Annotated in this window: 24 protein-coding genes; 22 read left to right on the top strand and 2 right to left on the bottom strand. The window is 63.5% G+C overall.

Features of this window, described 5'->3' with window-relative positions; all coding sequences use genetic code 11:
• The 9 genes from ACO1P8_RS11045 to erpA all read left to right on the top strand — a co-directional run.
• Positions 1-552, top strand: a 552-nt coding sequence (locus tag ACO1P8_RS11045; protein ID WP_486295937.1) for a branched-chain amino acid ABC transporter permease, incomplete at its 5' end; no start/stop codon positions are given.
• 2 nt (positions 553-554) lie between these two features.
• Complete coding sequence (locus ACO1P8_RS11050) at positions 555-1,421, top strand: branched-chain amino acid ABC transporter permease (protein ID WP_486295938.1); 867 nt, start codon at positions 555-557, stop codon at positions 1,419-1,421.
• Positions 1,414-2,280 (top strand): ABC transporter ATP-binding protein, encoded by an 867-nt coding sequence (locus ACO1P8_RS11055; protein WP_486295939.1) that lies wholly within the window; start codon positions 1,414-1,416, stop codon positions 2,278-2,280. The genes ACO1P8_RS11050 and ACO1P8_RS11055 overlap by 8 nt, the downstream gene beginning before the upstream one ends.
• The gene (locus ACO1P8_RS11060; protein WP_486295940.1) at positions 2,277-2,987 is read left to right on the top strand and encodes an ABC transporter ATP-binding protein; all 711 of its coding nucleotides are present in this window, start codon (positions 2,277-2,279) and stop codon (positions 2,985-2,987) included. Before ACO1P8_RS11055 ends, ACO1P8_RS11060 begins: the two co-directional genes overlap by 4 nt.
• Positions 2,988-3,161: 174 nt before the next feature.
• On the top strand, positions 3,162-3,590 hold the full coding sequence (gene rplM, locus ACO1P8_RS11065) for a 50S ribosomal protein L13 (protein ID WP_094844847.1): 429 nt from the start codon (positions 3,162-3,164) through the stop codon (positions 3,588-3,590).
• 9 nt (positions 3,591-3,599) lie between these two features.
• Positions 3,600-3,992, top strand: coding sequence for a 30S ribosomal protein S9 (rpsI, locus tag ACO1P8_RS11070; protein WP_066355857.1), 393 nt, complete (start codon positions 3,600-3,602; stop codon positions 3,990-3,992).
• Positions 3,993-4,204: 212 nt separating this feature from the next.
• Entirely contained in the window at positions 4,205-5,269 is a 1,065-nt protein-coding gene (argC, locus tag ACO1P8_RS11075) for an N-acetyl-gamma-glutamyl-phosphate reductase (protein ID WP_486295941.1), read from the top strand.
• Between the two features lie 44 nt (positions 5,270-5,313).
• Positions 5,314-6,207, top strand: coding sequence for a DUF6776 family protein (locus tag ACO1P8_RS11080; protein WP_486295942.1), 894 nt, complete (start codon positions 5,314-5,316; stop codon positions 6,205-6,207).
• Between the two features lie 110 nt (positions 6,208-6,317).
• Positions 6,318-6,689 (top strand): iron-sulfur cluster insertion protein ErpA, encoded by a 372-nt coding sequence (erpA, locus tag ACO1P8_RS11085; protein WP_486295943.1) that lies wholly within the window; start codon positions 6,318-6,320, stop codon positions 6,687-6,689.
• A gap of 185 nt (positions 6,690-6,874) precedes the next feature.
• On the opposite strand, the gene ACO1P8_RS11090 is transcribed toward erpA, so the two are convergent.
• Both ACO1P8_RS11090 and ACO1P8_RS11095 read right to left on the bottom strand, forming a co-directional pair.
• Positions 6,875-7,993, bottom strand: a complete 1,119-nt coding sequence (locus tag ACO1P8_RS11090; protein WP_486295944.1) for an anhydro-N-acetylmuramic acid kinase — start codon at positions 7,991-7,993, stop codon at positions 6,875-6,877.
• A 25-nt stretch (positions 7,994-8,018) separates the two neighbouring features.
• Positions 8,019-9,434, bottom strand: coding sequence for a peptidoglycan DD-metalloendopeptidase family protein (locus ACO1P8_RS11095; RefSeq protein ID WP_486295945.1), 1,416 nt, complete (start codon positions 9,432-9,434; stop codon positions 8,019-8,021).
• A 148-nt stretch (positions 9,435-9,582) separates the two neighbouring features.
• On the opposite strand from ACO1P8_RS11095, the gene tyrS reads away from it, so the two are divergent.
• The 13 genes from tyrS to ACO1P8_RS11160 form a co-directional block, all read left to right on the top strand.
• Positions 9,583-10,812 (top strand): tyrosine--tRNA ligase, encoded by a 1,230-nt coding sequence (tyrS, locus tag ACO1P8_RS11100; RefSeq protein WP_094843856.1) that lies wholly within the window; start codon positions 9,583-9,585, stop codon positions 10,810-10,812.
• A 57-nt stretch (positions 10,813-10,869) separates the two neighbouring features.
• A complete protein-coding gene (locus ACO1P8_RS11105) occupies positions 10,870-11,523 on the top strand; it encodes a YbhB/YbcL family Raf kinase inhibitor-like protein (protein WP_486295946.1) in 654 nt (217 codons plus the stop codon).
• Positions 11,524-11,935: 412 nt separating this feature from the next.
• Positions 11,936-13,180 (top strand): serine hydroxymethyltransferase, encoded by a 1,245-nt coding sequence (glyA, locus tag ACO1P8_RS11110; RefSeq protein ID WP_486295947.1) that lies wholly within the window; start codon positions 11,936-11,938, stop codon positions 13,178-13,180.
• Between the two features lie 13 nt (positions 13,181-13,193).
• Positions 13,194-13,676 carry a transcriptional regulator NrdR gene (gene nrdR, locus ACO1P8_RS11115; protein ID WP_094843853.1) on the top strand — a complete coding sequence of 161 codons (483 nt, stop codon included), beginning with the start codon at positions 13,194-13,196 and terminating at the stop codon, positions 13,674-13,676.
• A 1-nt stretch (position 13,677) separates the two neighbouring features.
• The gene (gene ribD / locus ACO1P8_RS11120) at positions 13,678-14,817 is read left to right on the top strand and encodes a bifunctional diaminohydroxyphosphoribosylaminopyrimidine deaminase/5-amino-6-(5-phosphoribosylamino)uracil reductase RibD (RefSeq protein ID WP_486295948.1); all 1,140 of its coding nucleotides are present in this window, start codon (positions 13,678-13,680) and stop codon (positions 14,815-14,817) included.
• 153 nt (positions 14,818-14,970) lie between these two features.
• Entirely contained in the window at positions 14,971-15,609 is a 639-nt protein-coding gene (locus ACO1P8_RS11125) for a riboflavin synthase (protein ID WP_486295949.1), read from the top strand.
• A 280-nt stretch (positions 15,610-15,889) separates the two neighbouring features.
• Positions 15,890-17,815 (top strand): PrkA family serine protein kinase, encoded by a 1,926-nt coding sequence (locus tag ACO1P8_RS11130; RefSeq protein ID WP_486295950.1) that lies wholly within the window; start codon positions 15,890-15,892, stop codon positions 17,813-17,815.
• Between the two features lie 10 nt (positions 17,816-17,825).
• Positions 17,826-19,091 (top strand): YeaH/YhbH family protein, encoded by a 1,266-nt coding sequence (locus tag ACO1P8_RS11135; RefSeq protein ID WP_486295951.1) that lies wholly within the window; start codon positions 17,826-17,828, stop codon positions 19,089-19,091.
• Positions 19,088-20,623 carry a SpoVR family protein gene (locus tag ACO1P8_RS11140; protein ID WP_486295952.1) on the top strand — a complete coding sequence of 512 codons (1,536 nt, stop codon included), beginning with the start codon at positions 19,088-19,090 and terminating at the stop codon, positions 20,621-20,623. Before ACO1P8_RS11135 ends, ACO1P8_RS11140 begins: the two co-directional genes overlap by 4 nt.
• 171 nt (positions 20,624-20,794) lie before the next feature.
• Complete coding sequence (locus ACO1P8_RS11145) at positions 20,795-22,627, top strand: ABC transporter ATP-binding protein (protein ID WP_486295953.1); 1,833 nt, start codon at positions 20,795-20,797, stop codon at positions 22,625-22,627.
• Positions 22,628-22,692: 65 nt separating this feature from the next.
• The gene (locus ACO1P8_RS11150; protein ID WP_486295954.1) at positions 22,693-24,222 is read left to right on the top strand and encodes an ABC transporter substrate-binding protein; all 1,530 of its coding nucleotides are present in this window, start codon (positions 22,693-22,695) and stop codon (positions 24,220-24,222) included.
• A gap of 50 nt (positions 24,223-24,272) precedes the next feature.
• On the top strand, positions 24,273-25,196 hold the full coding sequence (locus ACO1P8_RS11155) for an ABC transporter permease (protein WP_094843845.1): 924 nt from the start codon (positions 24,273-24,275) through the stop codon (positions 25,194-25,196).
• A gap of 4 nt (positions 25,197-25,200) precedes the next feature.
• A partial coding sequence (locus ACO1P8_RS11160) for an ABC transporter permease (protein WP_486295955.1) occupies positions 25,201-25,617 on the top strand: 417 nt, incomplete at its 3' end.

Here is a 25,617-nt window from a genome sequence, read left to right on the forward strand (position 1 = left end):
CAAGGCATCTACGGCGCCAGCAACCTCAGGTTCCCGCCGGGCGTGGTGCCGGAAGGGACGCTGGTCATTGCAGGCATACATGTCACGGCGATCGAACTCGGGATCATCTTCCTGTCCTTCGCGTTGATGGCGGTGCTCATGCTGGTGATGCGCCGCACCCAGTTCGGCCGTGCGCTGCGCGCCATTGCCGAATCTCCCAAGGCAGCCTGGCTGCTGGGCATCAACGTCGAGCAGCTGTTCCTGCTGACGTCTTTTCTGGCGGGCGGCCTGGGCGGCGTGGCGGGCCTGCTGATCGGCTTGTATTCGAACGCGCTTTATCCCTTGATGGGACAGCCGATGCTGCATAAAGGCATCGCCGTCATCATCCTCGGCGGCATGGGCGATATCCGCGGCGCCATGCTGGGCGGCCTGTTCCTGGGCTTCGCTGAAGTGCTGTCAGTGGCGTACATCGGGTCGACGATGCGCGACGCCGTGGCTTTCGGCCTGCTTTTCCTGATCCTGCTGGTGCGCCCCCAGGGCCTGTTCGGCAAAGTGGTGCAACGCAAGGCCTGATCATGAGTGGATTTGAAAATTTCTGGGCCATCTACGGCAATGTGGTGTTGACGCTGGGCACTAATGCCCTGTTGGCGCTGTCGATCTGGCTGACGCTGGCGTGCGGCATGCTCGCCATGGCCAACGCCGCTTTCATGGGCATCGGCGCCTACACGGCGGCCTTGCTGACCATGAACTACGGGGCGCCGTTTTCCGTGGCGCTGGCTGGGGGCATGCTGGCGCCAGCCATCGTCGCCGCGCTGATCGGCCTGCCGACGATACGTTTGTCCGGCGTGTATCTCGCCATGGCCACGCTGGGTTTCGGCGAAGTCGTGCGCGTCACGGTGCTGAACACCGAATCGCTCACTGGCGGCGCGCTGGGCTTGAACGGCATCCCGCAATCCACGCAATGGTGGCATGTGCTGCTTTCCGTGGTCATCGTGCTGGCCGTGCTCTGGCGGGTCCGCGTATCCAAGCTGGGACGTGCCTTCGATGCGATACGCGGCGACGAAACCGCGGCAGGCCTCATGGGCATCAACGTGCGCGCCAACAAGATGCTCGCCTTCATCCTGGGCGCCGTGATCGCGGGCCTGGCCGGCGCGCTGAATGCGCACCTGACTTTCTTCATCGGGCCGGGAGAATACGGTTTCGACCGCGGGGTGGAGATCCTGACCATGGCAATTCTCGGCGGCATCGGCGGGCTGCCGGGACCCGTGCTGGGCAGTGCCATCATCACGCTGTTGCCCGAAATGCTGCGCGGCTTCAGCGATTTCCGCCTGGTGGCAAACGGACTGATTCTGGTGTTGATCGTATTGTTCCTGCCGCAAGGCATCTGGGACCCGGCGCGTTTCGCGCGCTGGGCGCGCAAGGGAGGCAAGCGGCATGCTTGATCTCTCTTCCATCTCCATGCGTTTCGGCGGCCTGCATGTGCTGCAGGACGTCAACCTGCAGGTGCCCGAAGGCGCCATCTTCGGCCTGATCGGACCCAACGGCGCCGGCAAGACCACGGTGTTCAACATCATCACCGGCCTGCTGCGTCCCAGCGGCGGCCAGGTTCGCTTCGCCGGCCAGAGCCTGGTGGGCCGTGCTCCGCACCAGATCACGCGCACGGGCATCGCGCGTACCTTCCAGAACATCCGCTTGTTCAAGGAAATGACGCTGCTGGAAAACGTCGTGGTGGGCGCTTACCGGCACATGGGCTATGGCGTTGCCGGCATGCTGTTCAGCCTGCCCGGTTTCCGCCGTCACGAGGCGCGCGCGCGCGAACGGGCGCTCGAACTGCTGACCTGGATGCGGCTGGACCACAAGGCGAACGATCTGGCCGACAACCTTTCCTACGGCGAACAGCGCCGCCTTGAACTCGCCCGCGCCTTGGCCACCGAGCCGCGCCTGCTGCTGCTGGATGAACCGGTGGCAGGCATGAACACCGGCGAGCGCGCGGAACTGATGCGCGAAATCGAGGCGATCCGCGGCCGCGGCTACACCATCCTGATGATCGAGCACGACATGCGCTTCGTCATGGGCCTGTGCGAGACCATCGCGGTCCTGAACTTCGGCAAGATCATCGCCAGTGGGCCGCCCGAGGCCATACGCAACAACGAACAGGTCATCGAAGCCTATCTTGGCCGCGATGACGACGACGAAGACGCCGGACAGCAGGGCAATCAGGGCGCGGCCGCCCAGGCCCTCGAAAAGCGTGCTGCCCCATCCGCTAGCGAAATCGCCGGACGGCAGGAGGGGGAAAAATGACCGCCATGCTGGAAATCCGCGGCCTGGAAGTGAATTACGGACATATCGAAGCCGTGCGCGGCGTGGACATGTCGCTGCAGGCGGGTGGCATCACCGCGCTGGTCGGCGCCAACGGCGCCGGCAAATCCACCACCTTGCTGGCGCTATCCGGATTGCTGCCCAAGGCCAAGGGGGCCGTTTTCTTCGAAGGCGAGAACATCACGCGCCTGGCGCCGAACCAGATCGTCGCGCGCGGCATCGTGCAGGTCCCGGAAGGGCGCGCCATCCTGACCACCATGACGGTGCGCGAAAACCTGGAACTGGGCGCCTACCGCCGGGGGCGCGTCGATACCGGCGCGGACCTGGGCTACGTGTTCAACCTGTTCCCTCGACTGAAGGAGCGCCTGGACGGCATCGCCGGCAACCTGTCAGGCGGCGAACAGCAGATGCTGGCGATCGGGCGGGCGCTGATGGCCAAGCCCCGGCTCTTGCTGCTGGATGAGCCGTCGATGGGCCTGGCGCCCATCGTGGTCCAGGAAATCTTCCGCGCCTTGCGGGCCATCAATGCCGATGGACTTACGCTCTTCCTGGTGGAGCAGAACGTGCGCCAGGCGCTGAAGATCGCGCAGCATGGCTATGTGCTGGAAAACGGCGCCCTGGCATTATCGGGGACAGGCCGGGAACTGCTGGGCCATCCCCGCGTGCTGGAAGCCTATCTGGGCGCCTGAGCCGCGGCAGGCATGGGATCGCTCAAAATATGAGCGATTCCATGCTAGAATCGCAGACTTTCCCTAATTTCGACCGGCACGGGTGGCTGATAACGCTTAGGCCGGATAGGGAAAAGACCTCCCGGCTGGCGGTTTTGCGTTGGCCGGCAACATCTCATTCATTCAGGAACCATCATGAAGACCTTTGTGGCAAAGCCGCATGAAGTCAAGCGTGAGTGGTTTGTGATCGACGCAAAGGGCAAGGTCCTTGGTCGTGTGGCCAGCGAAGTCGCACACCGTCTGCGTGGCAAGCACAAACCCGAATTCACGCCTCACGTCGATACGGGCGATTACATCGTCATCATCAACGCGGCGGACATCGTCGTTACCGGGAACAAGTCGCAGGACAAGAAGTACTTCCGCCACACCACGTACCCGGGCGGCATCCGCGAGACCAACTTCGAGAAAATGCAGCAGCGTTTTCCCGGCCGCGCCATCCAGAAGGCGGTCAAGGGCATGCTGCCGAAGGGTCCCCTCGGCTATGCCATGATCAAGAAACTGAAGGTGTACGCCGGTGCCGAGCATCCGCACACCGCCCAGCAGCCCAAGCCGCTGGAAATCTAAGGAATCGTCATGATCGGTAACTGGAATTACGGAACCGGCCGCCGCAAGACGTCGGTGGCCCGCGTGTTCCTCAAGAAAGGCACGGGCAAGATCGTCGTCAACGGCAAGCCCGTCGACGAGTTCTTCGCGCGCGAAACCGGCCGCATGGTCGTGCGTCAGCCGCTCGAACTGACCGGCCATCTGGAATCGTTCGACGTCAAGGTCAACGTCCATGGCGGCGGTGAATCTGGCCAGGCCGGTGCCGTGCGCCACGGCATCACCCGCGCCCTGATCGACTACGACGCCACGCTCAAGCCCGCCCTCTCGCAGGCAGGCCTGGTGACGCGTGATGCGCGTGAAGTCGAACGTAAGAAAGTCGGCCTCCGCAAGGCACGTCGGCGCAAGCAGTTCAGCAAGCGTTAATGTCCAGCAAAAAGGCCGCGAAAGCGGCCTTTTTGTTTTGGTGGGGTTGGCGCGGGCCCTTGGGGCCGCGCCCAGGCCTGGGTCCAGGCCCATGTCCGCGCCGGACATTTCGGCTCGCCCGAGTGCCGCGGTTCGGTCCAGGCTCGGGCATGGCGCGGCGATACAATCGAAGCTTCGTTTTTCGGTCCAGCAAGTCACTCGGAACAGCAACCATGGCACAAGCATCCAGCGCACGCGTGAAGGTCGGCATCGTAGGCGGGACGGGGTATACCGGCGTCGAATTGCTGCGTCTGTTGTCCCAGCATCCTGGCGCGGAACTCACCGCCATCACATCCCGCAAGGAAGACGGCATGCCGGTCGCCGACATGTTCCCGAACCTGCGCGGCCGCGTGAAGCTGGCGTTCTCCACGCCGGAGAAGGCTCCGCTCACGGATTGCGACGTCGTGTTCTTCGCCACGCCTCATGGCGTGGCAATGGCGCAGGCGCAGGCCCTGCTGGACGCCGGCACGCGCATCATCGACCTGGCGGCGGACTTTCGCCTGCAGGACACGGCGGTATTCGAGAAGTGGTACAAGATGCCGCATTCCTGCCCGGCGATCCTCGAAGAAGCCGTCTACGGAATTCCCGAAATCAATCGTCAGCGGGTGGCCAAGGCGCGGGTCGTGGGCAACCCCGGCTGCTATCCCACCACGGTAACGCTGGGCCTGGCGCCCCTGCTGGAAAACGGCGCGCGCCTGATCGATACGCAGACCTTGATCGCCGATTGCAAGTCCGGCGTATCCGGGGCCGGCCGCAAGGCCGAGGTCGGCCTGCTTTTCTCCGAAGCCAGCGATAATTTCAAGGCCTATGGCGTGTCGGGCCATCGTCATCACCCAGAGATCTCGGAGCAACTGGAACGCCTGGCCGGCGGCAAGGTGGGCCTGACCTTCGTCCCGCACCTCGTGCCCATGATCCGCGGGATGTACTCGACCCTCTATGCCCGCATCCTGCCGGAGGCCCGCGGCACGGATTTCCAGGCCCTGTACGAAAAGCGCTACGCAAACGAAGCGTTCGTGGACGTCATGCCCGCCGGCAGCTTGCCGGAAACGCGTTCCGTGCGTGCCTCCAACGACTTGCGCATCGCGCTCCATCGTCCAGAGGGCGGCGATCTGCTCGTCGTCCTGGTTGTGCAGGATAACCTGGTGAAAGGCGCGGCGGGCCAGGCAGTGCAGAACATGAACATCATGTTCGGCTTGCCCGAGGATGCCGGCCTGGGGCAGGTGGCCGTGCTGCCTTGACGGTTGCGCCAAGGCTCGGCGGCCTGCCCGGCCGGGGGAACGAGATGAACCGCCAGCCGCCCGACGAGCCCGTCGTGCCGGCACAGGGCAGGCAGCCCTGGAGTTTCCGGGCGGGCGCGGTTGCAGGGGCGTTGGGGCTGGGTGCCTTGGCCGGCATCATCCTCGGGCTGGCCATGCTCTTCCGGCCTGTCGGCACGGACCGTGAGGCAACGCGGGAACGCCTTGCAGCGCTGCAGGCGCGTGCCGAGCAGGCCGAGGCACAGGTCCAGGGGCTGCGTGGCCAACTGGCTGCCTCCGATGCCGATCTGGCGGTGGAGCGTGCCGCGCGCCGCACGCTCGAAGACAACGTGGCGGCATTGCAGGCCCAGGCGGGACAATTGCGCGACCGGCTGGCCTTCTACGATCAGTTGCTTCCGGCCGGACCCACGGGCACGCTATCCATACGCGCGGTCTCGATGGCCCGGGTGCCCGCCGGCCTGCGCTACCGGGTGCTGCTGATGCGCAGCGCGCGGCCTGGCTTGGCGCCTTTTGTCGGCAGCCTGCGCTTCGTCGCCTCGGGGCTGCGGGACGGTGCCGAAGTCCGGCTGCCCTTGGCACCGCTCCAGACGATGTCGGGGGAGCCGGACCGCGCCAGCGGGGCGCCCATGCCGCCGTCGGGGTCTTCGCCGGATACCGGCACGGCGATTTCCGATGCGGAAAAAGGCGGCTCCGTGCAGGCCGGTGTGGCGACGCTTCCCGACGGCGGCCAGACGACGGCGCCGGACGGCGCCAACGCCGTCGCCGCGGCGTCCACGCTGGTCCCGCTGGAAGTAGACCAGTACCGAAGCAGTGAAGGCATCCTGGCGCTGCCTCCCGATTTCACGCCGACGGAAGTCGCTGTAGAGGTGGTCCAGGACGGCGCAGTGCAGGCGTCTGAGCAGGCTGCCGTGGCATTTTGAATCGGCCGGGCGCTGCGCTATAGTAGGTGGTAATCGGGGCGGGATTTTGCGCCCTTCACGAATTTATCGGGCCCGCCTGGGCCCCGCCCATATCGGGCAGGAGTCACCAAATGAACGCAGTAACCGAAACCGTCGATCTGCAGTCGGCCCCGCCGACGCCGCTGATTTTCACCGATGCCGCAGCCGCCAAGGTCAAGGATCTGCTGGCTGACGAAGGCAATCCTGAACTCAAACTGCGCGTCTTCGTGCAGGGCGGCGGATGCTCCGGTTTCCAGTACGGCTTCACTTTCGATGAAGTCGTCAACGAAGACGATACCGTGCTGGACAAGGAAGGCGTGCAGCTGCTCGTCGACCCCATGAGCTTCCAGTATCTGGTCGGCGCGGAAATCGACTACAAGGAAGACCTGGAAGGCGCGCAATTCGTCATCCGGAACCCGAACGCCACCACGACCTGTGGTTGCGGGTCCTCGTTCTCGGTCTGACGATCGCGGCGGTGTCCGGCTGAGGCCGGGCTCGCGGAATGCCGGGGCGCGGAAAATGCAGCCCGGGCACAAAACAGAAACGGGCGCTTGCGCCCGTTTTGCTTTTTCATCGTTTTTACATGCGAGGCTAGGCCTGGCAGGCGTCGGCGCCGACCGGGCCGCGCCAGTACTGCGAGTGGAGTCGATCAGGCTGGATAAAGCGCGCCCAGCACCCGCGCGCCACGTGCGCCCGTCACCGCCGGCAGGCCTGCAGCCACGCCGTTCAAATGGGCGCAGGCCAGCCATGCGAACGCCAGCGCCTCCATGGACTGGGCGGGAACGCCGTGGACATCTGTGCTGGCGACGGGTCGGCCCAGGCACTCCGCAAGGTCACGCATCAATCCGCGATTGCGTGCGCCGCCACCACAGACCAGGATTTCCCGCGTGTCAGGTGCTTCCCGGTCGATGGCCTGGGCAACTGTGCGCGCCGTGAAGCGCTGCAAGGTGGCCTGGATGTCCTGCGGCGTGAGCCGGCGGCAATAGCCATCCCAGGCGTTCAGGCGGTTGTCCAGCCAAGTGGCATTGAAAAGGTCGCGGCCGGTGGATTTGGGCGGGCGCTTGCTGAGCCACGGTTCGCTGGCCAGCAAATATTCCAGGATGTTGGTGTCCACCTTGCCGGCCGCGGCGAAGGCGCCGTCGTCATCGTAGTGTTGCCCGGTATGGCGCCGGCACCATTCGTCCAGCAGCATATTTGCCGGCCCGGTATCGAAGCCGGTTACGGGCCGTCCAGGCGCCAGCAGGGTAACGTTGGCGATGCCGCCCAGGTTCAACACCGCGCGTGGCACATCGGCCGCGAAGATAGCCGCATGAAAGGCCGGTACCAGGGGGGCGCCTTGGCCGCCGGCCGCGACATCGCGTGCACGGAAATCCGCTACGACCGGGATGCCTGTGCGTTCGGCCAGCAGGGCAGGCGCGTTCAGCTGGATGGTGTAGCCCAGATCGGGCCGATGGCGCACGGTCTGGCCGTGCGCGCCGATGGCCAGGACTTCGGTATTCGTTACGCCAGCCGTTGCCAGCAGTTGCCGGACGGTGTCCGCATAACATTCCGCCAGGGCCAGAGATGCGCGGGCCGCGCGTTCGAGTTCGTCCGGGCCCGGTGCATTCAAGGCCAGCAGCGTCTGCCGAAGTTCGTCCGGCATGGGCAGGCTGGCTTCCGCCAGCACCGCCGGACGGCCATCCGGCGCGATGCGGGCAAGAACGCCGTCCACGCCGTCGGTGCTGGTGCCGGACATCAGTCCGATGAACAAACCGGCGGCTGTGGTCATGGCGCTGTCCGGGTGGCGCCCTGGATCAGTTGCTGGCGGCGCTGGCCAGCGTTGTTCCGGGCATGGATTGCTGGAATTGCGCCAGCATATTCAACTGCTGCTTGTAGACCGCGGTTTCCTTCGCGAAGGCGACCGCTTCCTTGCCTTCGAGCTTCTGCGCCACCGGCAGGTCGACCGAGAGCGGATCGACAGGCTGGCCGTTGATGCGGAATTCATAGTGCAGATGCGGACCGGTGGCCCAGCCGGTCTGGCCGACGTAGCCGATGACTTCACCCTGCGTGACGCGCACGCCCTTGCGGATGCCGGGCGCAATGCGGCTTTGGTGGGCGTAGAGCGTGGAGAACTTGTTGTCGTGTTTGACGATCACGACGTTGCCGTAGCCGTTCTGCGTGCCGGCGAATGCGATCTCGCCGTCCGACGTGCTGTGGATCGGTGTGCCGGTGGGCGCGGCATAGTCCACGCCTTTATGTCCCGTCCACGTCTTGTGGATAGGGTGCATGCGCATGCCGAAGGTGGAACTGATGCGGCTGAACTTCAGCGCGGTGCGCAGGAAGGCGCCGCGCAGGCTGGTACCGTCGAAACCGTAGTAGGAGCCCGCCGTGCTGCCGGGCGGCTGGAACCACACCGCGGTGTACAGCTTGCCCTGGTTTTCGAATTCCAGTGCCAGTACGCGGCCCGCGCCGGCGTAGCGCCCGTCGTGCGAGCGCGTTTCGTACACCACGCGGAACTGGTCGCCCTGGCGCAGGCTGCGCAGGAAGTCGATCTTGGCGCTCAGGATGTCGGCCATCTGCAGGGTGACCGAATCCGGGATTCCCGCCGCATCGGTCGCGGCGAAGAGCGACGATTCGATGGTGCCCATCGCCACGCGGACCTGGCGATCCGTATCCTCCGTCATTTCCCGGGCGGTATAGTTATCGCCGTCGGGTTTGACTTCCAGGAAGCGCGTAACCACCTGGCCATCCGAATCGTTGCCCGGGGTATGGACATAGCGCAGCCAGACCAGGTTGCCGTCGCCGTCCGTGGCGGCCTGCACCGTGCGGCCCGGGTACAGCTTGTAGATGCTGCGCGCGCTCGGATCGACGGTCAGGAAAGTCTGCAGGCCGTCGCTGTCCACATGCAGGCGCTGCAGGATCGCTGCCAGAGTGTCCCCGCGGCGGATGCGGGTCTCGTTGACATAGGGGGAGGTGGACCCGTCGCTGACTTCGTAGTCGGCCGGCGACAGGGCCATGACTTTCTCGATCGTACGGGTCGGCGGCAGGTCGGCGTCGGGATGCTGAACCATGCCGACCGCGGCGGCGGCGGCAAACAAACCCATCGCGGTGGCGACAACGGCCGCGCGGAAAATTCGGGAACGGCGGGAGGGGAATGCGGAATTCGGCAGGGTGGGGAGCGTGGAGGCGGGTGGGCCGCCGGCCCCGGGTTCGTTGGACCCTGTAGTCATCTTCAGAAAAACCCTGGGGCGACAGTGCCCCCATGACAGTTGCGTATGATTAGGGCGGTATCCTAGCCGATTCGGCTAGAATTTTCGACAACTTTTGTGATTTTTACCTCCCCTTTGCCTGTCCGGAAGGGTTAGATCGTTCCCCAATATGTCCCAATCCGAAGCTCCCATTACCGCGGAAGTCGAAGCCGACCTCCGCGTCGCCAAGCGCGGCTGCGACGAACTGCTCGTCGAGTCGGAATTCGTGCGCAAACTGGCCCGCAGCCGCGCCACCGGCGTCCCCCTTCGCATCAAGCTGGGGCTCGATCCCACGGCACCGGACATCCACCTGGGCCATACGGTCGTCCTGAACAAGATGCGGCAGCTCCAGGACCTGGGCCATACCGTCATCTTCCTGATCGGCGATTTCACGTCCATGATCGGCGACCCCAGCGGGCGCAATAACACCCGTCCCCCTTTAACGCGGGAGCAGATCGAGTCGAACGCGAAAACGTACTACGCACAGGCCAGCCTGGTGCTGGACCCCGCGCGCACGGAAATCCGCTACAACTCCGAGTGGTCCGACCCGCTCGGCGCCCGCGGCATGATCCAGCTGGCATCCCGGTACACGGTGGCTCGCATGATGGAGCGCGAGGATTTCACCAAGCGCTTCAAGGGCGGCATCCCGATTTCGGTACACGAGTTCCTGTACCCCCTGATGCAGGGGTATGACTCGGTGGCACTGAAATCCGACCTGGAGCTGGGCGGCACGGACCAGAAATTCAATCTGCTGGTCGGCCGTGAACTGCAAAAGGAGTATGGGCAGGAGCCGCAGTGCATCCTGACCATGCCGCTGCTGGAAGGTACCGACGGCGTCGACAAAATGTCGAAGTCCAAGGGCAACTATATTGGTATCTCGGAGGCTCCGGGATCGATGTTCGGCAAGCTGATGTCGATCTCCGATACGCTGATGTGGCGCTACTACGAGTTGCTGTCCTTCCGTTCGCTGGACGACATCGCCGCCTTGAAAGCCGCCACCGAAGCGGGCCGCAATCCGCGCGATGCCAAGGTCGAACTGGCGCAGGAAATCGTTGCGCGCTTCCATGGCGCGCAGGCCGGCCGCGATGCCCTGGCCGAATTCGAAGCGCGCTTCCGCGATGGCGCCCTGCCCGAGGATATGCCGGAAGTCACGGTGGCCGGCGCGCCGCTCGGCATTCTGAAGGTGCTGCGCGAAGCCGGGCTGGCCGCGTCAGGCGCCGAAGCCCAGCGCAACGTCGAACAGGGAGGCGTGCGCGTGAACGGCGAGAAGGTGGAAGACAAATCGTTGCAATTGTCCGGGGGTGTCTACGTGATCCAAGTAGGAAAACGGAAGTTCGCGCGTGTTACCTTGGCGTCGTAGGGAATCATCCGACGACGCATACGACCCATCCTTTTGTTTTTTTAAAGGAGGCATGCCATGAAGCTAGCGAGCTTGTCTTTTTCCGATAATGAGTCGATCCCCGAGCGCTATGCCTTCGCGCGGATCGACCCGCAGTCGCACGTCGCGTTGGCGGATAACTTCAACCCCCAGTTTTCCTGGGACGATGTGCCGGACGGCACCCAGTCCTTCGTCATGGTCTGCCACGATCCGGACGTGCCCAGCAAGCCGGACGACGTCAACCAGGAAGGGCGCGTGGTGCCCGCCGAGCTGCCGCGCGTGGAGTTTTTCCATTGGGTGCTGGTGGACCTGCCGGCGGACATGCGGGAAATCGAGGAAGGCGCCTTTTCCAACGGCATCACGCCGCGTGGCAAGGGCGGTCCGCTCGCACCGCACGAGGCGCGCCAGGGGATCAACGACTACACCAGCTGGTTTGCCGCCGATCGCGACATGAGCGGCGACTATTTCGGCTATGACGGGCCGTGCCCGCCCTGGAACGACAGCCTGGTACACCACTATATCTTTACGCTCTATGCCCTGAGCGTCCCACGGCTGGACGTGGAAGGCACGTTCAACGGAAAACAGGTGCTCAGCGCCATCCAGGGCAAGATCCTGGCGCAGGCATCCCTGACCGGTGTGTACACGCTGAACCCCTCGTTGGCACCCAGGCAGATCGGCACCACCTCGGCATGAGCGCGGGGCGGGCGCGGCCGGGATAGTCCCTCGGCTCGTCGCCCGGACCTGCTTCGACGTATTGCAGGCGCCGCATCAGCGGCGCTTTTCCTTGCACCATACCGGTGCCGCGGTCCGCGGGACCTGGCGGGCGCCGCGCTGCCAGGGTATCGGGCAGCACGCCCTCTGCGCGCCTTTCCGTGCGGCGGGGCGCCGGTATACCGGATCGTCGTTGCGTCCGAGCCGCCACGGCGGCGCCAGCATGAGGCGCCTTCACGCTGGCATGAGCGGCTTTTCCGATGGCGCGCCCCGTGGCGAAAAAATCCCCGGACAGGACATTTCCAACGCGTAAATGGACAAAAAGCACCGTAACCGCACGGTAAACTATCCCGAATACGCCTTTTCCGCTTTTTGACTCCGTTCAGGAACTTCCATGTTTGACCGTACCCGCACCATTTCCCAGGTGGACGAAGCCGTCTGGGCCGCCATCCAGAAGGAAAACCACCGCCAGGAACAGCACATAGAGCTGATCGCATCGGAAAACTATGCCAGTCCGGCGGTCATGCAGGCGCAGGGCACGCAACTGACGAACAAGTACGCGGAAGGGTATCCGGGCAAGCGCTACTACGGCGGCTGCGAGTTCGTCGACATCGTGGAACAGTTGGCCATCGATCGCCTCAAGGAGCTGTTTGGCGCGGAGGCCGCCAACGTGCAGCCGAACTCCGGGTCGCAGGCCAACCAGGGCGTGTACATGGCGGTGCTCAAGCCGGGCGATACGGTCCTGGGCATGAGCCTCGCCGAAGGCGGCCACCTGACTCACGGGGCCTCCGTCAACGCGTCCGGCAAGCTTTACAACTTCCTGCCTTACGGGCTGGACGCCGATGAAGTGCTCGATTACGGCAAGGTCGAATCCCTGGCGCAGGAGCACAAGCCCAAGCTCATCGTCGCCGGCGCGTCCGCCTATGCCCTGCATATCGATTTCGAGCGCATGGCGCGCATCGCCCGCGACAATGGCGCGCTCTTCATGGTAGACATCGCCCACTACGCCGGCCTGGTGGCGGGCGGCGTGTATCCCAACCCGGTGCCGCACGCCGATTTCGTCACCTCGACCACGCACAAATCGCTGCGCGGCCCCCGCGGTGGCGTGATCATGATGAAATCCGAATACGAAAAGGCCATCAATTCGGCAATTTTCCCGGGTATCCAGGGTGGCCCTCTGATGCACGTCATCGCCGCCAAGGCCATCGCCTTCAAGGAAGCCTTGCAGCCGGAATTCCGCGATTACGCCCACCAGGTGGCCAAGAACGCCAAGGTGCTGGCCGAAACGCTGGTCAAGCGCGGCCTGCGTATCGTCTCCGGACGGACCGAAAGCCACGTCATGCTGGTCGACCTGCGCGCCAAGGGTATTACCGGCAAGGAAGCCGAAGCGGTGCTGGGCCACGCCCACATCACGGTCAACAAGAACGCGATTCCCAACGATCCGGAAAAGCCCTTCGTGACCAGCGGCATCCGCCTGGGTACGCCGGCCATCACCACCCGGGGTTTCAAGGAAGCGGAAACCGAACTCACCGCCAACCTGATCGCCGACGTGCTGGACGATCCGCGCAACGAGGCCAATATCGCCTCGGTACGCGAGCGCGTCGACGCGCTGACCGCCCGTCTGCCGGTCTACGGCTGACAGCGGGGATAACGTGCGCTGTCCGTTCTGCGGCCATGCCGACACCCAGGTCATCGACAGCCGGGTGTTGGAAGAGGGCGAAACCATCCGCCGGCGCCGCCGCTGCCAGCAGTGCGACAAGCGCTTCACCACTTACGAGCGGGTGGAGCTCGTCATGCCGTCCATCGTCAAGCGTAACGGCAGCCGCAGCGAGTACGACCAGGGCAAGCTGCGCGCCAGCCTGTCCCTGGCGTTGCGCAAGCGGCCGGTCAGCACCGAAGACGTCGATGCGGCGGTCGCCCGCATCGAGGAAGCCCTGCTGACCAGCGGCAAGCGGGAAGTCCCTTCCGCCTACGTGGGCGAATTGGTAATGACCGAACTGCGCAAGCTGGACAAGGTGGCCTACGTCCGTTTCGCTTCGGTCTACCGCAGCTTCGAGGATATCGGCGAATTCATCGAAGCCATCCGCGAAATGCAGGGTCCGTTGCTCTCCGGCAAGCTTCGCAAAGAGCCCTGACGTGCCCAGGAGCGAAGAACAGGATCTTCACTGGATGCGGCGCGCCCTGGATCTGGCGCGCGGGGTGCTTCATACCACCGCGCCCAATCCCCGGGTGGGCTGTGTGATCGTCCGCGACGGCCAGGTCCTGGGCGAAGGCGCCACCCAACCGCCGGGTGGCCCCCATGCCGAGATCTGCGCCTTGCGCGATGCCGCGGCGCGCGGCGTCCCTGTCGCGGGCGCCACGTTCTACGTCACCCTGGAACCATGCAGCCATTTCGGCCGGACGCCGCCATGCGTGGATGCCGTCGTCGCCGCCGCGCCCGCACGTGTCGTGGTGGCCATGGGGGATCCCAATCCGCAGGTCAACGGCGCGGGCCTGGCCCGTCTGCGGGCCCAGGGCATCCCCATCGCGACGGGCGTCTGCATGCAGGAGGCTCTGGCCTTGAACGCCGGATTCGCGGCAAGGATGAGCAGAGGCACCCCATGGACATGGGTGAAGATGGCAGCCTCGCTGGACGGTCGCAGCGCCCTGCATAACGGAATGTCGCAATGGATTACGGGTGCCGAAGCACGCGCGGACGGCCATGCCTGGCGTGCTCGTGCCGACGTGGTCCTGACCGGCATGGGGACCGTGCAGAAGGACGATCCCCGCCTTACCGTGCGGGATGTGGAAGTTCCGCGCCAGCCGCGCAAGGCGGTGGTCGACGGCCGGCTGCAGATATCCGAGGGCGCGCGCCTGTTCGATGGCGAAGAGGTCTGGGTCTTCACAGCCCATGACGATCCGGTCAAGGCGGAACGGCTGGCGCGCCGCAATGCGCGTGTGATCGTGCTGCCCAGCGCCGAGCCGGGACGGGTCGATTTGCCCGCCATGATGCGCTGGATGGCGCGCCATCACGTCAACGAAGTCCACGTCGAAGCCGGTGCCGGCCTGACCGGCGCTCTGCTATCGTCAGATTGCGTGGATGAGATCCTGGCCTACATCGCGCCGGTTTTGCTGGGCGATGCCGCCGGCATGGTCAAGCTTCCGATGCTTTCGCATCTGGACAATGCCCGGCGCTTCGACTTCGTCGACGTGCGGCCGGTGGGCGGCGATGTCCGGCTGCGCGGGCGTTTCGCGGATCGTTGGCAAGCGCTGCAGAGTGCTGCCACTCCCCGCTGAACGCATATTCCTTCTCGTAGTTCCCGCGGCATTCCTGCTCTTCCCAGTGCGCGTATCCTATGGATATCGGGGCCGGCCGGCTCAGGCGCGCCGCATGCGCATGGTTGTCGGGAGGCCGATATTCATGTGGTCAGACCTCTCCAGGAGTTTTTTATGTTTACCGGCATCGTCACGGCAGTGGGCCGTATCGAGCAAACCCAGCCTTACGAATCCCAGGACGGCAGCGGCGGTATCCGCGTCCGTATCGATGCTGGAAATCTCGGCCTATCCGACGTCCAGCTCGGTGATTCGATCGCCGTCCAGGGTGCCTGCATGACCGTGGTGGCACTGCAGGAAAACAGCTTCGATGTCGATATCTCGCGCGAGAGCCTGCGGCTTACCGTCGGGCTGGATCGCGAAGGCGCCGAAGTGAATCTCGAAAAATCGCTGCGAGTCGGCGATGCGCTGGGCGGCCACCTGGTATCCGGACACGTCGATGGTTTGGGTGTCGTGGCGGGCTATGCGCAAGTCGGAGAGTCGCGGGAGCTTATCATCCGCGCGCCAAAGGAAATTGCCAAATACCTGGCCTACAAAGGCTCTGTTACGGTTAATGGCATAAGCCTTACAGTGAACCGCGTAAAAGACGGAGAGGAGGGTAGTGACATCACCATTAACGTAATTCCTCATACCCAAAACATGACCACGTTGCGTAACGTAAACGTAGGCGACAAAGTTAATTTGGAGATCGACACCATTGCGCGCTACGTCGAACGCATGATGCAGGTATCCGAGGGAGCTTCCGCCGGTGTCTGAACGCACATGTTTTCGATCGGTTCGTGGCGGTTATCTCGAGGGATCCGGAGGCCTCGAAAACCCTTTGCAGAAGTCATTTCAGTTGCTTTCGCGAGGGGAACTTGTACCGCTCGCACAGAGACTAAATCGTATGGCCGTAATCCTGTTGCGATAGCTGTGTGTGGGGAAAGCAACATAGCTTTACCGTGAATCTGTACCACTGGCGACACGGAGCCAAATAGGGCACACAATGGGGATGACGCACGGCTAGCCCTTTTCTGATGTTGTTGGAGGTATCCCGATGCTGAACATCGTCGAAGGCTTCAAATCGCAGTACGCCCGAGATCAGGAAACCGAGCTCTCGCTCGAGGAATACCTGAATCTGTGCAAGCGCGATCCGATGGCATATGCCAGTCCCGCGGAACGGATGCTTGCTGCGATCGGTGAACCCGAAATCGTCGACACGCGCAACGACCTGCGCCTGTCCCGGCTGTTTTCCAACAGGGTGATCCGGCGTTATCCGGCCTTCAAGGAATTCTTCGGAATGGAGGACGTGATCTCGCAGATCGTTTCCTTCTTCAAGCATGCCGCACAGGGCCTGGAAGAACGCAAGCAGATTCTCTATCTGCTGGGGCCGGTGGGCGGCGGTAAATCCTCCATCGCCGAGCGTCTGAAGACGCTCATGGAAACCTACCCCATTTATGCCCTGAAAGGCTCGCCGGTCAACGAAACGCCGCTGGGCCTGTTTGCCCCGACGCGCTTCGGCGATCAGCTGGAGCAGGATTACGGGATACCGCGGCGCTATCTGACCGGCATCATGTCGCCCTGGGCGGTCAAGCGGCTCAGGGAATACGACGGCGATATTTCCCAATTCCGCGTGGTGCGCCTGAATCCTTCCGTGTTGCGGCAGGTAGCCATCGCCAAAACCGAACCGGGCGACGAAAATAACCAGGATATTTCCTCGCTGGTCGGCAAGGTGGATATCCGCAAGCTGGACCGCTATTCGCAGGACGACCCGGACGCCTACAGCTATTCGGGCGGGCTATGCCTGGCCAACCAGGGCTTGCTGGAATTCGTCGAAATGTTCAAGGCGCCCATCAAGATGCTGCACCCCCTGCTGACGGCCACGCAGGAAGGCAACTTCAAGGGCACCGAGGGCTTTTCAGCCATCCCGTTCAATGGCGCCATCCTGGCGCACTCGAACGAATCCGAATGGCAGACTTTCCGCAACAACAAGCACAACGAAGCGTTCCTGGACCGGATCTACATCGTCAAGGTGCCGTACTGCCTGCAGGTGACCGAGGAAATCCAGATCTACAGCAAGCTGCTGCACAACAGCTCGCTGGCGGAGGCGCCTTGCGCGCCCGGCACGCTGGACATGATGGCCCAATTTTCGGTCCTGACCCGACTGAAGGAACCGGAAAATTCCAGCATTTATTCCAAAATGCGGGTCTACGACGGCGAAAGCCTGAAGGATGTCGATCCCAAGGCGAAGGCGCTGCAGGAATACAAGGATTACGCCGGCACCGACGAGGGAATGACCGGGGTGTCGACGCGTTTCGCGTACAAGATCCTTTCCAGCGTCTTCAATTACGACCAGACGGAAGTCGCCGCCAACCCGGTGCACCTGATGTACGTGCTGGAGCAGCGCATTGCCCGCGAAGACTTCCCGGAAGACACGCGGCGCCGCTACCTGGAATTCATCAAGGGTTTCCTGGCGCCCCGGTATGCCGAATTCATCGGCAAGGAAATCCAGACGGCCTACCTTGAATCCTATTCCGAGTACGGGCAGAACATCTTCGACCGCTACGTCACTTTTGCCGATTGCTGGATCCAGGACGAGGAATTCCGGGATCCCGAGACCGGCGAAAGCTTCGATCGGTCGGCCCTGAACGACGAACTGGAGAAAATCGAGAAACCGGCCGGTATCGCCAATCCGAAGGACTTCCGCAACGAGATCGTCAATTTCGTGCTGCGGGCGCGCGCCAACAATAGCGGGCGCAACCCCACGTGGACCAGCTACGAGAAGTTGCGAGAGGTGATCGAGAAGAAGATGTTCTCGAACACGGAAGACCTTCTGCCCGTCATTTCCTTCAACGCCAAGGCGTCGGCGGAGGACAAGAGCAAGCACCAGAGCTTCGTGGAACGCATGGTCGAGAAGGGCTATACCGAAAAGCAGGTCCGCCTGCTTTGCGAGTGGTACTTGCGGGTGCGAAAGTCCTCCTGAGCGAGGTAGTATGAATTCACTTATCGATCGTCGTCTCAACGGACGCAATAAAAGCACCGTGAACCGCGAGCGGTTCCTGCGGCGCTACAAGAACCAAGTCCGGAAGGCGGTGCGGGACCTGATACGCGAGCGCTCGATCGAAGAGATGGACCAGGGTGGGGAGATCAACCTTCCCACCCGGGATATCTCCGAGCCGCGTTTGCGCCATGGCATGGGGGGTGACCGGGAAATGGTGCATCCCGGAAACCGGGAATTCGCCAAGGGCGACACCATCGACCGGCCGGATGGCGGCGGAGACGGCGGCGGCCGCGGCGATCCCGGGGAAGGCGATTCCGTCGACCAATTCACGTTCACGCTGTCCCGCGCGGAGTTCCTGAATTTCTTCTTCGAAGACCTGGAATTGCCTCACCTCGCACGTACCCAGCTTGGGGATGTGCACCAGAAAAAATGGCACCGGGCCGGCTACACCACCAGCGGCTCTCCCAGTTCGCTGGCGGTTGGCCGCACGCTGAAGGCGTCGTTGTCGCGGCGCATCGCGCTTAGCATCGGCGCCCGCCGCGAACTGACAGAGGCCGAGGACGCTCTGGAAGAGCTGGAACGCCAGGGCGCCTCGCTGGCCCTGCTGGAAGCGGCCCGCGCGCAGGTCAAGTCCGCTCGCGAGCGGGTCTCCAGTGTCCCCTTTTTGGACGAAATCGACCTGCGTTACCGGCATCGCGTATCCGTGGCCGTCCCCATGGCGCGTGCGGTGATGTTCTGCCTGATGGACGTGTCCGGCTCGATGGACGAGAACAAAAAGGACTTGGCCAAACGGTTTTTCACGCTGCTCTACCTTTTCCTGATGCGCAAGTACGAGCACGTGGACCTGGTATTCATCCGGCATACGGATAACGCCGAGGAAGTGGATGAGGACACCTTCTTCCATGATCCCAAGAGCGGGGGCACGGTGGTGCTGTCGGCGCTGGAGCTGATGCGCGACATCATCGAAAAGCGCTATTCGCCCTCTACCTGGAATATCTACGCCGCGCAGGCCAGCGACGGCGACTCGTTCGGCGCGGATGCCGCTCGCAGCGCCCGCTACCTTTCCGAACACCTGCTGCCGGCGGCTCGTTATTTCGCGTATATCGAAATCCACGATACGCACGATGTGCGCAAGAGCAGCCTGTGGGCGGAATACGAGCGCGAGCCCGCCGAGCATTTCGTCATGCGGCGTATTTCCGAGCGTGGCGAGATCTTTTCCGTCTTCCATGAGTTGTTCAGGAAGGAGGCCGTGGCATGAATGGCATCATGAGCAGTCTGGAGATCCCTGGCGCGGGGCGCCTCGCGTCCCCGATTTCAACGGGGTCGGAATGGACATTCGAGCTGATCCGCCGTTACGACGAGGCCATTGCCGAGATCGCGGCGGAATTCAAGCTGGATACCTATCCCAACCAGATCGAGATCATCACGTCGGAACAGATGCTGGACGCCTACGCGTCAGCGGGCCTGCCGGTGGGATATCCGCACTGGTCGTACGGCAAGGAATTCATCCGCAACGAACAGGCGTACCGCCGTGGGGTGCAGGGTCTGGCCTACGAAATCGTCATCAATTCCAACCCCTGCATTTCCTACCTGATGGAGGAAAACTCCATGGCGATGCAGGCGCTGGTGATCGCGCACGCATGTTATGGCCACAACTCATTCTTCAAGGGCAATTACCTGTTCCGGCAGTGGACCGACGCCGACGGCGTGCTGGACTACCTGGTGTTCGCGCGCAACTACGTGATGGCCTGCGAAGACCGCTACGGCATCGAAGCGGTGGAGGAAATCCTGGATTCCTGCCACGCCCTGTCGTCCCATGGCGTGGACCGCTACAAGCGGCCCAACCCGGTCTCGTACAAGGAAGAGCTGCAGCGCGTCGCCGATCGCGAGGAATACCAGCGTGTCCAGTTCAACGACCTGTGGCGCACGGTGCCCAAGGCCGAGGCGTCCGAAACCGGCAAGAAAGAGGTATTCCCGCGAGAGCCCGAGGAAAACATCCTGTACTTCATCGAGAAGTACTCTCCCAAGCTGCAGACCTGGCAACGCGAGCTGGTGCGCATCGTCCGCAAGATCGCCCAGTATTACTACCCGCAAATGCAGACCAAGGTCATGAACGAGGGCTGGGCCACGTTCTGGCACTACACCATCCTCAATCGCCTGCACGAAAAGGGGCTGGTCGATGACGGTTTCATGATCGAGTTCCTGCAAAGCCATACCAACGTGGTCAGCCAGCGGGGCTTCGACCAGCGCGGCTATGGCGGCATCAATCCGTACGCACTGGGCTTCGCCATGATGACCGACATCCGGCGGATCTGCGAAAACCCGACGGAAGAAGACCGGCGGTGGTTCCCCGATATCGCGGGCGGCGACTGGCTGAAGACACTGGACTTCGCCATGCGCAACTTCAAGGACGAATCCTTTATCTCGCAGTATCTTTCGCCCAAATTGATCCGCGAGTTCCGTTTCTTCGCGATCGCCGATCACGAAGAAAATCCCCAGCTGGAGGTCGTGGCGATCCACGACGACGAAGGCTATCGCCATGTGCGCAAGCTGCTGGCCGAGCAGCACAACCGGGACAATCTGGTCCCCGATGTGCAGGTGGTGCAGTTCAACCGGGATTCGGATCGCTCGCTGGTGCTGCGCCATCAACAGACGCGCGGACGGCCGCTGGTGGCGGAAGACGCCGACCAGGTGATGAAGCATCTGTCGCGGCTGTGGGGTTTCAAGGTGCGCATGGAAGAAACCGATGCCGATGGCCAGACGCTCGCGTTCCGGGAGTTGTCGCACTGACGGTCAGGGTGGAGCCGGCGGGCGCGGTGGCAGCGACCTGATTTTTTGTGCAGCGCAAGCAGGGTTTCCCCGGGGCCGTCGGATGCGGGGCGTTGTTCAAGATTTACCGATAAATCGTTAAGATCGCTTTTTTCCCCAAGCTTCGCTCCTTCCTTGTCTACGCCCGCAGATATGGTTTCCCCGCTGCTCTCCCTGCGCGGGGTGTCGGTGGATTTCCCGACCGAAGACGGCGTGTTCCGTGCCGTTGACCAGCTCGATTTCGATGTCTATCCCGGCCGCACCCTGGCCATCGTCGGCGAATCCGGCTCCGGCAAATCGGTAACGTCTATGGCCATCATGCGGCTGACCGACTATACGGGCGGCCGCATCGCCGGAGGCAGCGTCATGCTGCGGGACAAGGGCGGCCGGGAAATCGACCTGACGCGTGCCTCCGAGGACGACATGCGCGCCATTCGCGGCAATGATGTGGCGATGATCTTCCAGGAGCCCATGACGTCACTGAACCCGGTGTTCACCGTCGGCGACCAGGTGGCCGAAGCGATCGTCCTGCATCAGCGCCTGTCGCGCACGGCGGCTCGCGAAGCGGCGCGTGCCCTGCTGGAGAAAGTACGGCTGCCGGACGCGGCGCAAATGCTGGACCGTTATCCGCACCAGCTTTCCGGCGGTATGCGCCAGCGTGTGATGATCGCGATGGCGCTGTCGTGCCGGCCGCGCCTGCTGATCGCCGACGAGCCCACCACGGCGCTGGATGTCACCATCCAGGCCCAGATACTGAACACTATCCGTGAGCTGCAGCGCGATCTGGGCACTGCCGTCATCTTTATCACGCACGATATGGGCGTGGTCGCCGAAATGGCCGACGACGTCGTCGTGATGTTGCGCGGCCGCAAGGTGGAGCAGGGACCGGTGGAACGCCTGTTCCGCGCGCCGGAGCACCCTTACACGCGTGCGCTGCTGGCCGCCGTGCCGAGGTTGGGCGCCATGACGGGACGGGACCTGCCCCTGCGTACGCCGCACGTCGTGCTCGAGGATGGCATTCTGCGCGAAGTCGGTTCCACGCATGAGCAGGATACGGCCGACTACACGCAGCCTTTACTGAGCGCGCGCGGCCTGACCACACGCTTTGATATGGGCCGGGGGTTCTTCGGACGGGTGACGCATCGCGTCCACGCGGTCGAGAGTGTCGACTTCGATATCTACCCTGGCGAGACGCTCGCGCTGGTCGGCGAATCGGGCAGCGGCAAGTCGACCATCGGCAAGACGCTGCAGCAATTGCTCGCGCCGACGGCCGGGCAGGTGCTTTACCAGGGCCGGGATATTTTCACCATGGATGCCGCCGGACGGCGGCGGCTGCGCCAGCAGATCCAATACATTTTCCAGGATCCCTATGCCTCGCTGGACCCGCGCAAGACGGTGGGTTTCAGCATCGCGGAGCCCATCGTTACGCATGGCCTGCTGCATGGGCAGCAGGCCATCGCGGCGCGGGTCGCGCAATTGCTGGAGCAGGTCGGCCTGCGGGCCGAGCACGCGCGCCGCTATCCGCACGAGTTTTCCGGCGGCCAGCGCCAGCGGGTGTGCATCGCGCGGGCGCTGGCGAGCGATCCGGACCTGATCATCGCCGACGAATCGGTATCGGCGCTGGATGTGTCCATACAGGCGCAGATCCTGAACCTGCTGATGGATCTGCAGAAGGATCGGCGGCTTTCCTATCTGTTCATCACCCACGATATGGCGGTGGTCGAGAAGGTCAGCCATCGCGTCGCCGTCATGTATCTGGGCCAGATCGTCGAAATGGGCCGCCGGCGCGATATCTTCGAAACGCCCCGGCATCCCTACACACGCAAGCTGCTCGCCGCCGTGCCGGTGGCCGAGCCGGGGCGGCATATCGACACCACGCTGCTCGCAGGCGAAATTCCCAGTCCGGTGCGCCGCGTCGGCGACGCGCCGCGCGTTGTTCCCCTGGTGGAAGTCGCGCCGGGCCACATGGTGGCCGAGGCGGCCTGACCGCGATGGACCCCGAGTTCTCTTCTTTATCGTCATCAACGATCCCCACGTCCCTGGAGGCGCTCATGTTTACCTTCACCAAGACCGCTCGCGCGCTCGGCGCGGCGCTCGCCATCAGCGGCGCGCTGGCCGCCGCCGCGCCGGCCCAGGCAGCCGGCACGCTGAGCGTAGCCATTACGCAAGATGCCGGCAGCTGGGATCCCATCGACACATTCGTGACATGGTGGGGTTCGGTGGGCAGCAACCTGTTCGACGGCCTGACCATGCGCGGCGCGGACATGAAGCTGCAGCCGGGCCTGGCGACCAGCTGGGAGTTCCTGGACAACGACACGCGCATCCGCTTCAAGCTGCGCGAAAACGTCAAGTTCCATGATGGCGAACCGTTCGACGCGAACGCCGTCAAGTTCACCTTCGATCGCCTCCTGGGACCGGAAGGCGCCAAGGGACCGCAACAGTCGAACTACAACTCCATCGACAAGGTCGTGGTGGTGGACGCGCACACCGTCGATTTCATGATGAAGCGGCCGGACCCCGTCATCCTGACCAAGCTGGCCGGCTACGGCGGCATGATCGTGCCGCCCAAGTACATCCAGGAGAAGGGAGACGCCTACTTCAACGAGCATCCCGTCGGCACGGGGCCTTTCAAGTTCGTCGAATACAAGCCGAAGATCAGCCTGACCCTGGCACGCAATGACGACTACTGGGGTGGCAAGCCCAAGCTGGACCAGGTGGTGTACCGCTTCATCGCGGAGCCCGCGACGCAGGTGGCGGAACTGCAGGCCGGCCGCGTGGATATCGCCACCGCCATCCCGCTGGGCCTGGTGGATACGATCAAGAAGTCCAGCAACGCCACTATCGTCAGCACCAGCGGCCCGGGTACGGTCGTGGCGCGCTATGACACGTCGCGTGGGATCACCAAGGATCGCGACGTGCGCCGGGCGCTGATCATGGCAGTGGATCGCGATGCCATCATCAAGCAGTTGCTGATGGGCTATGCCAAGCCCATCGCCAGCTTCCAGGGCGATCTGTCCTTCGGCTACGATCCGGCCCTCAAGCCTTTGCCCTTCGATCCCGCCCAGGCCAAGAAGCTGCTGGCCAAGGCCGGCGTCAAGCCGGGTGCTGCGATCCAGCTCGATATCCGCGGCAGCGATTCGCAATTCCGCGAGGTGGCGCAGGCCATCGCCGGTTATTTGCAGGGTGTCGGCATCAAGACCACCATCAAGCCTTACGAAACGCCCGTGCTGATCAACGACATCATCCCGCAGGGCAAGACCGGCGAGCTTTGGCAGATGTACTGGGGCGGCTGGACGTACGACTACGACAATACGGCCTACCTGATGTACCACAGCGGCCAGAAATGGAATCCGTACGACAAGGACGCCAAGCTGGACGCGATGCTGGAGGCGCAGCGCAATACCTACAAGACGGACGAACGGCAGAAGACCCTGCGCCAGATCGCCGCCTATGTGGCCGACAACGCGCTTGAAATGCCGCTTTATGCGCTGGACACCGTGGTGGGCGTGAACAAGCGCGTCAAGAACCTGTCGGTGCCGGGCGACATCCGTTTCCGTTTCGTCGACGCCAGCGTCGAATGATTTCGCCAACCTGACTTGCGCTCCGGGCACGGCCCCGGGGCGCCTACGAGATGATCGGTTTTCTTATCAAACGCGTCCTGCAGGCGGTCTTCGTGATCCTGGCCGTGACGCTGCTCGTTTCCTATGCCGTGCGCCTGACCGGCGATCCGGCCATTATGCTCAGCCAGGGAGCCGGCAGCGTTACCGAACAGGATCTGCAGAACATCCGGCAGGCGCTGGGACTGAACCGGCCCTTTTCCGTGCAATACCTGTCGTACATGCATGGCATCCTGGTCGGCGACTTCGGGCACAGCTTCATGGGCGGCACATCGGTGGCGCGATTGATCGGCGATGCGCTGCCGGCCACGCTTCTGCTGGCCTTCGTGTCCCTGGCGCTGTCGCTGCTGGTGTCCATCCCGCTGGGCGTGCATGCCGCCGTGCACAAGGGCAAGGCGGCGGACCAGGCCATACGCATTTTTTCGCTGGTGGGCCTGTCCTTTCCCAATTTCTGGCTGGCCCTGATGCTGGTGCTGCTGTTGTCGATCACGTTTCCGCTGCTGCCGCCGTCCGGATGGGACGGCCCCGCCAGCCTGATCATGCCGGCCCTGACCATGGCGGTGATCCTGAGCGCGACCAACGTGCGCCTGGTGCGCACGACGATGCTGGAAACGCTCTCGGCCCAGTACATCATGGTGGCGCGCAGCAAAGGCCTGCGCGAACGCGTCGTGCTGTACAAGCACGCGCTGCGCAATTGCTCCATTCCCTTGATCACATACATGGGCCTGCAGTTCGGCGGGTTGATCGGCGGCATTGTGGTGATCGAGAAGGTCTTCAACTGGCCCGGCATGGGCACCCTGGCTTTCGACGCCATCGCGGCACGCGATTATCCCGTGCTGCAAGGCGCCGTCACCGTGCTGGCGCTGGTCATCATTATCGTCAACCTGCTGGTCGATATTGCCTACGGCATCGTCGATCCGCGCATCCGTATCCGGTGATTCCATGCAAACGACGCTGACCGAGACAGCGGCCAAGCGGCGCTCGCGCAACCGCTTCCGATCCCTGGAATTCGTCATGGGCGTGGTGCTGACCGGCGCCGTGGTGTTGGCCGTCCTGTTGTCGGGCTGGCTGTTCCCCGATGGCGGCGAAGGCATGGACCTGGCGGCGCGCCTGACCCCGCCGTTCCAGAGCCTGGCCCATGTCCTGGGTACCGATCCGCTGGGGCGCGACGTGCTGGCACGCGTGGTGGTGGGTGGGCAGATATCCCTGACGGCAGGGTTCGTCTCGGTGTTCTTCGGCGCGCTGCTGGGCACCGTCATGGGCTTGATCGCGGGCTATTACCGCGGCGTCTGGGACGTGATCGTGATGCGCTTCGCGGATGTGCAGCTGGCGCTGCCCTTCATCCTGGTAGCCATCACG

The organism is Bordetella sp., from assembly GCF_057362025.1.

Bases quoted from the DNA above. Each gene is read 5' to 3' on its own strand.
- ACO1P8_RS11150 (WP_486295954.1), top strand. From the start codon at position 22,693: ATGTTTACCTTCACCAAGACCGCTCGCGCGCTCGGCGCGGCGCTCGCC.
- tyrS (WP_094843856.1), top strand. From the start codon at position 9,583: ATGTCCCAATCCGAAGCTCCCATTACCGCGGAAGTCGAAGCCGACCTC.
- ACO1P8_RS11135 (WP_486295951.1), top strand. From the start codon at position 17,826: ATGAATTCACTTATCGATCGTCGTCTCAACGGACGCAATAAAAGCACC.
- ACO1P8_RS11090 (WP_486295944.1), bottom strand. From the start codon at position 7,993: ATGACCACAGCCGCCGGTTTGTTCATCGGACTGATGTCCGGCACCAGC.
- ACO1P8_RS11125 (WP_486295949.1), top strand. From the start codon at position 14,971: ATGTTTACCGGCATCGTCACGGCAGTGGGCCGTATCGAGCAAACCCAG.
- ACO1P8_RS11095 (WP_486295945.1), bottom strand. From the start codon at position 9,434: ATGACTACAGGGTCCAACGAACCCGGGGCCGGCGGCCCACCCGCCTCC.
- ACO1P8_RS11145 (WP_486295953.1), top strand. From the start codon at position 20,795: ATGGTTTCCCCGCTGCTCTCCCTGCGCGGGGTGTCGGTGGATTTCCCG.
- ACO1P8_RS11140 (WP_486295952.1), top strand. From the start codon at position 19,088: ATGAATGGCATCATGAGCAGTCTGGAGATCCCTGGCGCGGGGCGCCTC.
- glyA (WP_486295947.1), top strand. From the start codon at position 11,936: ATGTTTGACCGTACCCGCACCATTTCCCAGGTGGACGAAGCCGTCTGG.
- ACO1P8_RS11060 (WP_486295940.1), top strand. From the start codon at position 2,277: ATGACCGCCATGCTGGAAATCCGCGGCCTGGAAGTGAATTACGGACAT.
- ACO1P8_RS11130 (WP_486295950.1), top strand. From the start codon at position 15,890: ATGCTGAACATCGTCGAAGGCTTCAAATCGCAGTACGCCCGAGATCAG.
- ACO1P8_RS11055 (WP_486295939.1), top strand. From the start codon at position 1,414: ATGCTTGATCTCTCTTCCATCTCCATGCGTTTCGGCGGCCTGCATGTG.
- ACO1P8_RS11155 (WP_094843845.1), top strand. From the start codon at position 24,273: ATGATCGGTTTTCTTATCAAACGCGTCCTGCAGGCGGTCTTCGTGATC.
- ACO1P8_RS11080 (WP_486295942.1), top strand. From the start codon at position 5,314: ATGAACCGCCAGCCGCCCGACGAGCCCGTCGTGCCGGCACAGGGCAGG.
- rplM (WP_094844847.1), top strand. From the start codon at position 3,162: ATGAAGACCTTTGTGGCAAAGCCGCATGAAGTCAAGCGTGAGTGGTTT.
- rpsI (WP_066355857.1), top strand. From the start codon at position 3,600: ATGATCGGTAACTGGAATTACGGAACCGGCCGCCGCAAGACGTCGGTG.
- erpA (WP_486295943.1), top strand. From the start codon at position 6,318: ATGAACGCAGTAACCGAAACCGTCGATCTGCAGTCGGCCCCGCCGACG.
- ACO1P8_RS11050 (WP_486295938.1), top strand. From the start codon at position 555: ATGAGTGGATTTGAAAATTTCTGGGCCATCTACGGCAATGTGGTGTTG.
- ACO1P8_RS11105 (WP_486295946.1), top strand. From the start codon at position 10,870: ATGAAGCTAGCGAGCTTGTCTTTTTCCGATAATGAGTCGATCCCCGAG.
- argC (WP_486295941.1), top strand. From the start codon at position 4,205: ATGGCACAAGCATCCAGCGCACGCGTGAAGGTCGGCATCGTAGGCGGG.